Annotated in this window: 11 protein-coding genes; 1 reads left to right on the top strand and 10 read right to left on the bottom strand. The window is 72.9% G+C overall.

All coding sequences use genetic code 11. From position 1 onward, the window contains the following. The first annotated feature begins 160 nt into the window (after window positions 1-160). The gene (locus GQQ92_RS02560; protein ID WP_197738042.1) at window positions 161-1,309 is read left to right on the top strand and encodes a GNAT family N-acetyltransferase; all 1,149 of its coding nucleotides are present in this window, start codon (window positions 161-163) and stop codon (window positions 1,307-1,309) included. Here GQQ92_RS02560 and mutM read toward each other — a convergent pair. The 10 genes from mutM to GQQ92_RS02510 are packed head-to-tail and all read right to left on the bottom strand — an operon-like array spanning window position 1,236 to window position 11,947. Then, entirely contained in the window at window positions 1,236-2,210 is a 975-nt protein-coding gene (gene mutM, locus GQQ92_RS02555) for a bifunctional DNA-formamidopyrimidine glycosylase/DNA-(apurinic or apyrimidinic site) lyase (protein WP_156997647.1), read from the bottom strand. The two genes, GQQ92_RS02560 and mutM, sit on opposite strands and share 74 nt — an antisense overlap. Window position 2,211: 1 nt before the next feature. After that, window positions 2,212-2,922 carry a ribonuclease III gene (rnc, locus tag GQQ92_RS02550; protein ID WP_156997646.1) on the bottom strand — a complete coding sequence of 237 codons (711 nt, stop codon included), beginning with the start codon at window positions 2,920-2,922 and terminating at the stop codon, window positions 2,212-2,214. 28 nt (window positions 2,923-2,950) lie between these two features. Continuing rightward, window positions 2,951-3,154, bottom strand: a complete 204-nt coding sequence (rpmF, locus tag GQQ92_RS02545) for a 50S ribosomal protein L32 (RefSeq protein ID WP_055857210.1) — start codon at window positions 3,152-3,154, stop codon at window positions 2,951-2,953. Window positions 3,155-3,163: 9 nt separating this feature from the next. Further along, complete coding sequence (locus tag GQQ92_RS02540) at window positions 3,164-3,700, bottom strand: YceD family protein (RefSeq protein WP_156997645.1); 537 nt, start codon at window positions 3,698-3,700, stop codon at window positions 3,164-3,166. A gap of 38 nt (window positions 3,701-3,738) precedes the next feature. Beyond that, window positions 3,739-6,072 (bottom strand): transglutaminase family protein, encoded by a 2,334-nt coding sequence (locus GQQ92_RS02535; RefSeq protein ID WP_156997644.1) that lies wholly within the window; start codon window positions 6,070-6,072, stop codon window positions 3,739-3,741. Continuing rightward, window positions 6,062-7,378, bottom strand: coding sequence for a DUF58 domain-containing protein (locus GQQ92_RS02530; protein ID WP_156997643.1), 1,317 nt, complete (start codon window positions 7,376-7,378; stop codon window positions 6,062-6,064). The genes GQQ92_RS02535 and GQQ92_RS02530 overlap by 11 nt, the downstream gene beginning before the upstream one ends. A gap of 2 nt (window positions 7,379-7,380) precedes the next feature. Then, on the bottom strand, window positions 7,381-8,394 hold the full coding sequence (locus tag GQQ92_RS02525; protein ID WP_232057443.1) for an AAA family ATPase: 1,014 nt from the start codon (window positions 8,392-8,394) through the stop codon (window positions 7,381-7,383). 11 nt (window positions 8,395-8,405) lie between these two features. Beyond that, window positions 8,406-8,897 carry a pantetheine-phosphate adenylyltransferase gene (gene coaD, locus GQQ92_RS02520; protein ID WP_156997642.1) on the bottom strand — a complete coding sequence of 164 codons (492 nt, stop codon included), beginning with the start codon at window positions 8,895-8,897 and terminating at the stop codon, window positions 8,406-8,408. 51 nt (window positions 8,898-8,948) lie between these two features. Further along, the gene (locus tag GQQ92_RS02515; RefSeq protein ID WP_156997641.1) at window positions 8,949-11,153 is read right to left on the bottom strand and encodes an ATP-dependent DNA helicase RecG; all 2,205 of its coding nucleotides are present in this window, start codon (window positions 11,151-11,153) and stop codon (window positions 8,949-8,951) included. Then, window positions 11,150-11,947 (bottom strand): tetratricopeptide repeat protein, encoded by a 798-nt coding sequence (locus tag GQQ92_RS02510; protein ID WP_156997640.1) that lies wholly within the window; start codon window positions 11,945-11,947, stop codon window positions 11,150-11,152. Before GQQ92_RS02510 ends, GQQ92_RS02515 begins: the two co-directional genes overlap by 4 nt. Between the last annotated feature and the right edge of the window lie 107 nt (window positions 11,948-12,054).

Raw genomic sequence — 12,054 nt, 5'->3', positions numbered from 1 at the left:
ACTCCCCCGCCGTGCGGCGGCCGATCGGCCGGCATCCGGATGTCGCGGAGAACGCGTGCGAATGCCCGCGTGCCCGGGGCGTGCACGCTTGTCGCGCCGCCGGGCGGCCGATAGTCTGATCGGCTGCCCGGCGAGCGCAGCATGCGAGGAGGAGGATTCCGTGGACGGCGAGCAGGCACGATCGTTCGAGATCCGGGCCGTCCCGGTGCCCGAAGCGCTCGGCGCCCCCGATTCGCGCGAGTTCGAGGCCATGGCCGAGGTCGCCGCGCTCGTCGAGGAGTCGGTGTGGGGGCACCGCACCTTCGCGTGGGGGCCGGCGTCGCTGCTGCCCCGCTACCGCGACGACCGGTACCAGCCGATGCGGGCGTTCGCCGCATGGGAGGGCGATCGCTGCGTCGGTCGGGTCGAGTGCGAGTGGGAGCTGTCGGACGGCGCGGAGACGCTCGATCTCGCGATCGGGGTGCTCCCCGACGCGCGACGCCGCGGCATCGGCACGGCCCTGCTCGAGGCGGCCCGCGGGCTCGCCGCAGACCTCGGTCGCGACATCCTCACCGGCATGTCCGACGTCGCCGCCCCGGCCCTCGAGGCGCCCGGTGCGCGCCTCGAGGCCCGCGACGGCAGCGGGTCGATCCCCGCGAGCGATCCGGGTGCGGCGTTCGCGACGCACCACGGCTTCCGACTCGCGCAGCTCGAGCGCATGAGCGGACAGCCGTTGGCCGGACGGGCCGAGGAGTTCTCCGCGGCATCCGAGGCCGCTGAAGCCGCGGCGGCCGACGACCCGGCGCGCTACCGCATCGTCACCTGGGTCGACCATGCGCCCGACCACCTGGTCGAGGGCATGGCGATCGCGCAGGCGGCCATGTCGACCGACCCGCCCGCGGGCGAGAGCACGTACGACGTGCAGCAGTGGGACGCCGCACGCGTCCGCGCCACCGAAGAGCAGTCGATCGCGAGCGGGCGCACGTGCCTGTTCGCCGCCGCCGTCCTCGACGACGACGTGGTCGCCGGGTTCACCGAGCTGTCGGTGCCCGGCGACTCCAGCGCCACGTTCCAGTGGAGCACCATCGTGCTCGAGCCGCACCGCGGCCACCGGCTCGGCATGCGCCTGAAGCTCGCGAACCTCGTGCAGCTGCACCGCGTCGCCCCGGAGCGCACCGACGTCTACACGTGGAACGCCGACGAGAACGAGCACATGCTCGCGATCAACGTCGCGCTCGGCTACCGCGTGCTCGGCCTCAGCGCGCTGTGGCAGCGCGACGACGTCGCAGGCGCTGACAGCGCGGGCACCGGTGCGACGAACGGTTCATGAACGCCTCGCGGACGATGGGCGTGCCGCAACGGGGGCACGGTTCGCCCGCCCGCCCGTAGGCGTTCAGGGAGTGCGCGAAGTAGCCCGACTGGCCGTTGACGTTCACGTACTGGGCGTCGAAGCTCGTGCCGCCCTCGACGAGCGCCTTGCCGAGCACGTCGCGCACGGCCCGCAGCAGCTCGACCCGGCGAGGTCGCGAGAGCGATGAAGCCGGCTGCTCGCCGTGCAGGCCTACGGCCCAGAGCGACTCGTCGGCGTAGATGTTGCCGATGCCGCTGACCACGCCCTGGTCGAGCAGCATCCGCTTGACCCCCGAGGCGCGCCGCGACATCCGCTCGAAGAGCAGGTCGTCGTCGAACGCCGGGTCCAGCGGATCGCGCGCGATGTGCGAGACCTGCGTCGGCACGCTGCGGGCCCACTCGCCCGTGACGTCGGCACTGAAGCCGGCGACCTCGCCGTCGGCCGTCGCGACCATGCGATCGACCGCGAGCGACCCGAAGGTGCGCTGATCGACGAAGTCGACCCGGAGCTCGCCGTGCGCGGGGTGCTCGAGGTGCAGGCGGATGCGCGCGTGTCGGTCGTCGCCCGGATGGTCGGGTGTGCGCAGCAGCATCTGCCCGCTCATGCCGAGATGCCCGACGATCGCTCGCGGTCGGGAGTCGTTGCGGCCGTCGCCCGGGATCCGGCCGGCGACCTCGCCGATCGGCAGCCACAGGAACTTGCCGCGGCGCACGACCGCACGGATCACGGCGCCCGTGGTCAGCCGTTCGAAGTCGCCCGACGCGGCATCGTGGCGCGTGAGCGCCCGCTCGTCGAGCACGTCGACGGCGGCGATGCGCGCGCCCGTGACCGCGGGCGCCAGGCCGGCGCGAACGACCTCGACCTCGGGGAGTTCGGGCACGTCAGCTCGCGGTGAGCTTGGTCCATGCCTCGAGCGCGGCGGCCATCTCGGCCTGCTTCTTGCTCGAGCCCTCGCCCGACGCCTCGACCAGCCCGCCGACGTCGACCGTCGCGACGAAGTGCTTGTGGTGGTCGGGACCGCTCTCGGCGACCGTGTACACCGGCGCGGACACGCCTCGCTTCGCCGCGATCTCCTGAAGGCTGGTCTTGGGGTCCATGGACGCCCCGAACCGCTCGGGGTCGAGCATGAGCGGCGCGATGAGGCTCAGCACGAACGGCGTCGCCACGTCGCCGCCGCGGTCGAGATAGACGGCGCCGATGATCGCCTCGACCGTGTCGGCCAGGATCGACGCCTTCTCGGCGCCGCCCGTGAGCGTCTCGCCGCGACCGAGCCTGATGTACGGACCGAGGCCCACCGACCTCGCGACCTCGGCCAACGCGGCGCTCGAGACGAGGCTGGCACGCCGCTTCGCGAGCTCGCCCTCTTCGAGATCGGGATGGTCTCGGAACAGCCGGACCGTGACGGCCTGGCCGAGGATCGAATCGCCCAGGAACTCGAGGCGTTCGTTCGTCGGGATGCCGCCGTTCTCGTACGCGAAAGACCGGTGCGTGAGCGCCAGGAGCAGGAGCTCGGGATCGACCTCGACCTGCAGCTTGTGCTGCAGTTCTTCGAGGTTCGGTCTCGCGAGCCCTGTGCGCTCCGTGCGCGTCACGACCGGTCGATGCTGCGTGGGGCGTCGACTAGACGTCGGCGACCTTGCGGCCCTTGTACTCGAGGAACAGCGGGGTGCCCGCCGAGTCCTCGACGACCTTCGCGCGGTGCGGAAGGCTGTACGTGACCTTGCCGTTCTCGACGGTCTTCACCAGCGTGGGGGCCTCAGCCTTCCACTGCGAACGACGCGCGTGGGTGTTTGCTCGCGACTTCTTCCGCTTGGGAACAGCCATGACACTCTCTCAATCTCTCTTCGGGTCGGCGTCGGATGCGACATCCGGGCCCTGGTCTTCGGAAGCTTGGAACCCTGCAAGCGCGGCCCATCGAGGATCGCGCACATTCGGGGAGTCGAGTTCCGGGTGATCAGCCAGTCGCAGCCCGGTCTCTGGGTCGAGACCCGGGCAGTCCGGCCGGCAGACCGGCTGGAACGGCAGTGACAACACCACCGCATCTCGGATGAGCGGTTCAAGATCCACGTGGTCGTCTTGAACCTCGAACTCGAAAGCTTCTCCAGAATGATACGCGAAAAGCTCTTGGAACTCGACTTCGACAGGCTGGGCGATGTCGATGAGGCACCGACCGCACTCCCCCTCGGCCACCGTATCGACGCTCGCGCTCACGAGGATGCCCTCGTGCACGGACTCCAGACGCACGTCGAGATCGAGCTCGGAACCCTCGCGAACCGCGACGAGCCCCTCGCCGAACTGCTCGCGCGCGGGCACCCGGACGCGGTGCTCCCGCATCTCGCCCGGTCGGTTGAGGATGTCGCGCACGTTCATGCGGAACGGCGAATACTGATTGGCCACGAACGACGAGTCTACGCGCCGCCGCCTGCACGAACGCCGGGTACGCGTGCGACACGCTCCACGAGCGAGCGCGGCAGCAGCGTCGCGGCGGCGCGGTCGCGCGCGGTGACGTCGCGCAGCATCGCCCGGCGCACCGCGCCGAGATCGCGCAGGAGCCCGGCGCGAGCCTCGAGGTCGGAGCGGCCGGCGCCGTCGGGGCCGAATCGAGAGCGTTCGACGGCGTCGCGCAGCCGCAGCATCGCGGCCCGGGCCTCCGCCTCGTGGAACGCCGGCCGGGCGGCGACCGCGGACGCGACGGCGCGCGGCGTGCCGGCGGGCACCCCGATGCCGAGATCGATCGCCGTGGCCGCGAACTCCTGCCACGCGGCATCCGCCGGCGCACCGCCCCGGATGATGCGGCGACGACGGCCGGCCCGTTGCAGGGCCCGGACGATCGCGGGGATCGACAGCAGCAGCACGACCCCGAGGAGCAGGACGCCCGCCTGCATCGGCGCGCTGTTCGAGAGCGGGTCGCCGGCCTGCCCGGCCAGGCCCCGATCGGGATCGAGGTCGGGCCGCCCTGTCGGCACGGCCGTCGACGCCGGCCCCGTCGGGAGGACCGACGTGGGCGACTGCCCCGCGCCCGGCCTCGAGTACTCGGGCACCGAACCGCGCCCGGGCGTCGGCTCGAACGGCACCCACCCGACGCCCGAGAAGTACAGCTCGGGCCACGCGTGCAGGTCGTGCGAGTCGACCTGCACCCGCTGCACCCCGTCGACCCGGTCGGTGGTCGGCGTGCCCGACGTGTAGCCGATCGAGATGCGCGACGGGATGCCGGCCTCGCGTGCGAGCACCGCCATCGTCGACGCGAAGTGCACGCAGTAGCCCTGCTTCTGCTCGAGGAACGACGCGATCACCTCAAAGCCGCCGCCGTCGTACCCGCCGTCGACCGGCGCCTCGGTCGAGTAGTCGAAGTCGGGCGAGCGCAGGTACGCCTGGATCGCGACCGCCGTGTCGTAGGACGATCCCGTTCCCGCCGCGAGATTCGCGGCGGTCGTGCCGATGATCTCGGGCATCTCCTCGGGCAGTTCGAGGTATCGCGCATCGACCTGCGCCGCGGCCGCCGCGGCGCCCGCCGAGCGGAGCTGCTCGACCGTCGGCTCCACCGCGAGGCGCGTGACCTCGTAGCGCTGCCCCGCGGTGTTCGTGTCGGCGCTGCGGACCGTGAGCGATTCGTCGTCCCAGAACCAGGAGCCCTGCAGGCCGTCGATGCGCGTCGACGGGTACGGCACCGGCAGCCACGTCGTGCGCACCTCGTTCACGAGCACGTCGATCGGATGCTCCGAGGTCGCGACGTCGGGGCCGAGGCCCGCCGGCGAGCCGAGCTCGTCGACCGTGTTGTCGCCGTCGACCGGCCGGTCGGCGACCGACCACACGTCGCCCTCGAAGCGGTCGAGCGTGAGGAGGGTGAAGTAGGGCCGGTCTCCGTCGCGCGCGAGGTACCGGAAGGCGGGGCGGGCCTCGGGCCGACGCAGGTCGCGGCCGAGGTCGATGAACGGGCTGACTCCGCGGGCGAAGAGCGTGCTCTGCGATCCGGTGCCGAGGAGCAGGCTCGTCGAGATGCTCGGCGTCGAGACGGCGAGCATCGAGGCCGCGAGGATGCCCACCGCGGCGACGCCGAGCGAGGCGCCCAGCGTCGACGCGACCGGCACGCGCAGCGGCGCCGTCACGGTCGCGATGCCGTCGTCGCGGCGCTGCTCGATGCGCGCCCGCCGATTGACCCGCACGTCGACCCGCAGCAGGAGCAGGTACGACGCCGCGACGACCACGACGATCGGCAGGCCGATGCCGGACTCGACGATGAATCCCGGGATGAGCAGCGGCACGATCACCGGGACGGCGGCGAACGCCGGGCGCCTCGCCACCTGGACGAGCACGTCGAGCAGGATCGACAGGACGCCGACGCCGAGGGCGAGGGCGAACGAGAGGGCGGGCACCGTGACCGCCGGCACCGACTGCTGGGCGATCGTGCGCTGGGCTCCCGTGATCAGCTCGCCGAACAGGGCGAACGTGTCGGGCATCGGGATCAGGAGGAGCAGGCTCGTCGACGCGCCGAACAGCAGCGTCAGGAGCATGAGCAGCAGCACGGCCTCGAGCACGGGCACGAGCCCGCCGCGCACGCGCAGCGCACGCAGTCCGGCGCCGCCGAAGAGCACACCGGCGGCGACGAAGGCGCAGAGCCACCACCAGCCGCTGCCCGCGATCAACGGCCCGAGCGCCATGATCGAGGTCGCCATGAGCAGGAACGAGGCCGCCGACAACGCGAGCCGCTGCCCCGACGACAGCGTGGCCTGGTCAGGATGCATCGCGCACCGCCGTCGTGGCCGAGGCCGCCCACGCTCCGCCGATCTCGGACGCGCGCCGCACCGTCACGACGGTCCAGTCGGCATCCTCCAGCATCTGCCGGACGGCGGCCGGCACCGTCGCGGTGACGAAGGCGACCGCCGGCTCGAAGGCGGGCCGAAGCGCGACGAGCGCCCCGGCGTCGGCCGCACTGGGATCGGCGAGCACCGCGAACGCCGGCTCGCGCGCGTCGCGTCCGCGCGTGCGGACCTCGGATGCCGCCGCGCGATCGTCTCGCCGGCGGCCCTGCTCGTCGAGGTCGACGCGGGCGAGGTCCTCGAGCAGGAGCCGGTCGCCGCCCGGCATGCGGTACGTGCCGTCGAAGGGCGCGGTCGGCCCGAGGCCCCGCTCGTGCTCGCCGACGCTCGTGCAGCGCACCCGGAACCCGTGCTCGAGCAGGTGCACCCCGATCGAGGCGGCGACCTCGATCGCGAGCTCGTACCGCTCGTCGCCGTCGTGGCCGCGTTCGCGGTGCACGACGAGGCCGGGGCGCGAGCTCGACGGCACGTCGAGCAGCACCCGTGCCTCGGGGTCGCCGCGCTGCTCCTCTTCTCGCACCATGAGCTCGCCGCGTCGCGCGGTCGCCGGCCAGTTCACCCGACGGAGCGGATCGCCGTAGCGGTACTCGCGCGCGATGAGCTCGTCGGAGTTCGGGTGGTTGCGCCGTTGCAGGCCGTGCACGACGCCGTCGATGCTGGCCGCCGTCGCGAGCGCCTCGGCCAGCGGCGTGACCCGCGGGGTCACCACGATCTCGTGCGCGGAACCCGCGTCGCGTTCGACGACGGCGAGCGCGAACGGGTCGTGCATGCCGATGCGCAGCGGACCGACGGGGTAGACGCCGCGTCGCGGCATCCGCAGTCGGTACTCGACCCGGACCCGGTCGTCCCCGGAGGGCAGCACCGCCTCGTGCGGGCCGAGGGCCGGCAGGAGCGACTCGGGCGGCCCCACCGCGCTGTCGGGTGCGCGATCGCGCCAGTGGGCGCCGTCGAAGGTGCGCGGGCCCCGGTTCTGCACGACGAGGCCGACGACGGTCGACTCCCCCGCGCGGACGACCGCCGGCGAGAACTGGCGCTGCACCGCGAGCCTCGGGCGACGCGTCGCCACGAATGCCGCGGCGACGACGGGCATCGCGATGCCGACGAACGCGAGCACGAGGATGTCGCGCAGGTCGAACCACAGCGAGACGCCCGCGAGCACCACGCCGACGGCGACGAGGGCGATGCCGCGTCGGGTGAGGCGGGGCCAGGAGATCGGGCGGGGGCGCGACATGCTCAGTTCCTTCGCGCGCTCCCGACCGGGACGGGCGTGTCGGCGACGATGCGTCGCACGATCGCGTCGATGAGCGGCCCGCTGTCGCGGTCGTGGGTGCCGACCGCACGGCTCGTGGGCACGAGCCGGTGCGCCAGCACGGGCACGGCGAGCGCGTCGACGTCGTCGGGGAGCACGAAGTCGCGGCCGTGCATCGCGGCGTGCGCCTTCGCGGCCCTGATGAGCTGCAGGGTCGCGCGCGGGCTGGCGCCGAGCCGCAGCTGGCGGTCGTCTCGGGTCGCGCGTGCCAGTTCGACCGCGTACTCCTTGACGGGCTGAGACGTGAACACGTGCTGGACCGCGGCGATCATGCGGCGCAGCTGTTCGACCTCGACGACCTGTTCGAGCCGGTCGAGCGGGCTCGAGGTCTCACGCGTCGACAGCATCGCGAGCTCGTCGGCCGAGGCGGGGTACCCCATCGAGACCCTCGCCATGAACCGGTCGCGCTGCGCCTCGGGCAGCGGGTAGGTGCCCTCCATCTCGACCGGATTCTGCGTCGCGATGACGGTGAACGGCAGTTCGAGGAGGTACGTGGTGCCGTCGGCGGTGACCTGGCGCTCCTCCATGCACTCGAGCAGGGCGGCCTGGGTCTTCGGGCTCGCCCGGTTGATCTCGTCGCCGATGACGATGTTGGCGAACACGGGACCGCGCTTGAACTCGAATCGGCGGCTGGCCTGGTCGAAGACCGAGACGCCCGTGACGTCGCTCGGCAGCAGGTCGGGGGTGAACTGGATGCGGCTGATGCTGCTGCCGAGCGATCGGGCGAGCGCCTTGGCGAGCATGGTCTTGCCGACGCCGGGGACGTCCTCGATGAGCAGGTGCCCCTCGGCGAGCACCACGGTGAGCGCGGCGGTGATGGCCTCGCGCTTGCCGGCGATCACGGTCTCGACGTTGCCGACGACGCGGGCCGCGAGCGAGCCCACCTCGTCGATGAGCATGGCGGATGCCTCGCCGGCGGCGTCTGGGGCGGTGGTCATGGCCTGCTCGCTCACGGGGTCATCGCCGTCGCGAGGTACTCGGAGACCGCCGCCGGAACGTACGGCGAGACGTCGCCGCCGAGGGCGGAGACCTGCCGCACGAGCGAACTGGACACGTGCGCGTGCTGCGGGTCGGGAAGCAGGAACACCGTCTCGACGCCGGCGAGATGCCGGTTCACGATCGCCATGGGGGTCTCGTACGCGATGTCGAGCTGGGAGCGGACGCCCTTGACGAGCACGCTCGCGCCGACGTCGGTGCAGTAGTCGACGAGCAGGCCCATGCTCCACGAGGCCACGATGATGCGCCCCTCGATGCCGGCGTCGGCGATGGCGCGCTCGATGAGGGAGACGCGCTGGGCGATCGGCAGGAGGGCGCTCTTGTCGGGGTTGTGCACCACGACGACGTGCAGTTCGTCGTAGAGGCCCGCGGCACGCGCGATGACGTCGAGATGCCCCTTGGTGACGGGGTCGAATGAACCGGGAACGACGGCGATCCGCTGCATAGGCACCAGCGTAGTGCCCGGATGCCGCGCCGGGAGGGGGTCGTTGTACTCTCAGCCCTTGCTCAGGAATCCGGTGGCGTCGTCGTCGAGCCGGCGCCGTACCGCGGCCGCGAGCGCCGGGTGCGTCGCGAGCTCGGGGTCGGCGGCGAGCAGCGTCGCGGCGGACTCCCTCGCGTCGGCGATGACGTCGCCGTCGCGGGCGACGCGCAGCAGCTTGAGCGACGATCGGCCGCCGGACTGGTTGGCGCCGAGCACATCGCCCTCCTGCCGGAGCTCGAGGTCGACCCGCGCGAGCTCGAAGCCGTCGAGCGTCGCCGCGACCGCGTCGACGCGCTGGCGGGCGAGCGAGCCCGGCGGCGCCGCCGTGACGAGCAGGCAGAGCCCCGGCAACCCGCCTCGGCCGACGCGGCCGCGGAGCTGGTGCAGCTGGGAGACGCCGAAGCGGTCGGCGTCGGCGACGACCATGACGCTCGCGTTGGGCACGTCGACGCCGACCTCGATGACGGTGGTCGCGACGAGCACGTCGATCTCGCCCGCCGCGAAGGCGCGCATCGTCGCGTCCTTCTCGTCGGAGGCCATGCGGCCGTGCAGCGGCGCGACCCGGATGCCGGCGAAGCGGGGGGCGGCGGCGAGCTCCTCGAGGATCGAGGCGACGGATGCGGCGGGCGCGGAGGACGGGGCATCCGCCTCCTGCTCGGCGGCCGGGTCGGCCTCCTCGGCCACCTTGGGCTCGATCGCCGGGCAGACGACGAACCCCTGCCGCCCCTGCTCGACCTCCTCGGCGAGACGCTCCCAGACGCGGGCGCGCCAGCCCGGCCGCTCGGCGAGGGGCACGACGTGCGATTCGATGCCGGCCCGGCCGGCGGGCAGCTCGCGGATCGTCGAGACGTCGAGGTCTCCGAACACGGTCATGGCCACGGTGCGCGGGATGGGCGTCGCCGTGAGCACGAGCACGTGGGGCGGCTGCCGGCCCTTGAGCCGCAGGGCCTCGCGCTGCTCGACGCCGAAGCGGTGCTGCTCGTCGACGACCACGAGCCCGAGGTCGGCGAACGACACGGTCTCGCCGATGAGCGCGTGGGTGCCGACGACGATGCGCGACTGGCCCGCCGCCGCACGCAGCAGCGCCTTGCGGCGTTCGGCCGTCGGGAGCTGGCCCGTGAGCAGGGTCGGCACGAGCTGGGACGAGAGGTCGGGGCCGAGCATGCGGACGATGGAGCGCAGGTGCTGCGCGGCGAGCACCTCGGTGGGCGCGAGCAGCGCCGACTGGCCGCCGGAATCCGCGACCGCGAGCATCGCCCGGAGCGCGACGACGGTCTTGCCCGAGCCCACCTCGCCCTGCACGAGACGGTTCATGGGCACGGGCTCGGCCAGGTCTTCGGAGATCTGCCCGCCGACCTCGACCTGGTCGCCGGTGAGCTCGAAGGGCAGCGCGTCGTCGAAGCGCGCGAGGAGGCCGTCGGGCGACGGATGCCGCGCGGTGGCCGCGTGCGCCCGCAGCTCGGCCCGCCTGAGCAGCAACGTGGTCTGCAGCACGATCGCCTCGGTGAACCGCAGAGTGCGTCTTGCGGCCTTCCAGTCGCGCTCGGCCTCGGGCCGATGCACGCGTTCGAGCGCGTCGCGGTGCGACAGCAGCCCATGCGCCGAGCGCACGGCCGCCGGCACGGGGTCGGGCACGGGGTCGAGCCCGTCGAGCAGGAGGGCGATCGCCTTCGCGAGCTGCCAGCTGGCGAGCGCGCCGGTGGCCGGGTAGATCGGGATGGGCGCCTCGGCCCAGCGCTTGACCGAGGCGTCGGTCGGCGATGCGGGCGCCTCGTCGTCGAAGAGCTCGTAGTCGGGGTGGGCGAGCTGGCGCGCTCCGCGGTAGTCGCCGACCTTGCCGGCGAAGATGCCCCGCGCACCGGGGACGAGCTCGCGGGACCGCCACGCCTGGTTGAAGAAGGTGAGCGTGAGGATGCCCGTGCCGTCGGAGATCTTGACCTCGAGGATCGAGCCCCTGCGCGACCGCATCGTGCGCTCGCGCACCTCGATGACCTCGGCGACGATGGTGACGTTCTCGTCGAGCGGCAGGCTCGCGAGCGCGGTCAGCTCGCCGCGGAGCGCGTATCGGCGCGGGTAGTGGCCGAGCAGGTCGCCCACGGTGCGGTACCCGAACGCGCGCTCGAGCGCCTGCGCCGTGCGACCGCCGAGGGCGCCCGTCAGCCGGGTGTCGAGCGTGAATCGGCCGACGCCCCCGTGCTGCGTCTGCTCGGCCGTCATGCCTCGATCGTAGGCGCGCCCGCCGTCAACGCCTCGATCTCGGCGAGCACGTACGCGTCGTCGGGACGCGCCTCGGCGAGCTCGCGTTGCATCGCGAGGGCTTCGTCGGTGCGGCCCAGCGTGCGCAGGCACCTCGCGACCGACCATCGCGTGACCTGCCGCTGCTCTGCCGAACCGTGGCGGTCGGCGATCTCGACGGCACGTTCGAACTCCATGAGGGCGCCGACGGATCGCCCCTGATCGTGCTTGGCCCAGCCGAGGTTGTGGTGCAGCGCGATGCCCCAGCGCAGCACGCGGGGGTCGCGTTGGCCGTCGAGCACGTCGAGTCCCTCGACCGCCCACTCCTCCTCGTGGCCGTGGTCGTGCAGGGCGAGCAGGTGCAGCGCGTCGAGCACGAGGAACGGGGATCCGGCGCGCGCCGCCTCGCGCACGCCGAGCGTGAGGGCGGGCACGGCGGCCGACGGCTCCTCGCCGTCGGCGATGATGCGGCCCCGCTCGACGGCGACCCGCGCGCGCAGTTCGGCGTCGGACTCCGCGAGGCCCTGCTCGACCGCGTCGAGGAGTCGCTCGGCCTCGTCGACCGAGCCCAGGAGCGCGAGGGCGCGAGCAAGCTGGGTGGCCATCACGGCGCGGACCGGCGCCGGTGCCGACTCGTCGTCGACGACCGCACGGAACCGCGCCGCCGTCGCCCCGGGGTCTGCGAAGTCCCACATGCCGTCGAGCACCGACTGGTCGACGATCGGACGTCGGGCGGCCACGGGAGCGGGAGGGGCTTCCACGTTCTGGTCATCCACCCGTCCATCATGGCAGCGCGGCTGAACCGGACCGGTCCCCGGACGAGCGGGCGGATGCCACGGGTGCAGCTGAGCGGGGCGGATGCCTCGACCGGGCCGGTAGGCTG

Origin of the sequence: Agromyces terreus (assembly GCF_009749465.1) — a bacterium.
Classification (GTDB): Bacteria; Actinomycetota; Actinomycetes; order Actinomycetales; family Microbacteriaceae; genus Agromyces; species Agromyces terreus.
Note: the sequence above shows the minus strand (reverse complement) of the source record. Positions and strands in the feature narration are given on the sequence as shown.

What these genes read in the sequence shown, in the direction of transcription:
- GQQ92_RS02515 (WP_156997641.1), bottom strand. Translation starts at nt 11,153, where the DNA reads ATGACGGCCGAGCAGACGCAGCACGGGGGCGTCGGCCGATTCACGCTC.
- GQQ92_RS02540 (WP_156997645.1), bottom strand. Translation starts at nt 3,700, where the DNA reads ATGAACGTGCGCGACATCCTCAACCGACCGGGCGAGATGCGGGAGCAC.
- coaD (WP_156997642.1), bottom strand. Translation starts at nt 8,897, where the DNA reads ATGCAGCGGATCGCCGTCGTTCCCGGTTCATTCGACCCCGTCACCAAG.
- rpmF (WP_055857210.1), bottom strand. Translation starts at nt 3,154, where the DNA reads ATGGCTGTTCCCAAGCGGAAGAAGTCGCGAGCAAACACCCACGCGCGT.
- GQQ92_RS02530 (WP_156997643.1), bottom strand. Translation starts at nt 7,378, where the DNA reads ATGTCGCGCCCCCGCCCGATCTCCTGGCCCCGCCTCACCCGACGCGGC.
- GQQ92_RS02525 (WP_232057443.1), bottom strand. Translation starts at nt 8,394, where the DNA reads ATGACCACCGCCCCAGACGCCGCCGGCGAGGCATCCGCCATGCTCATC.
- GQQ92_RS02535 (WP_156997644.1), bottom strand. Translation starts at nt 6,072, where the DNA reads ATGCATCCTGACCAGGCCACGCTGTCGTCGGGGCAGCGGCTCGCGTTG.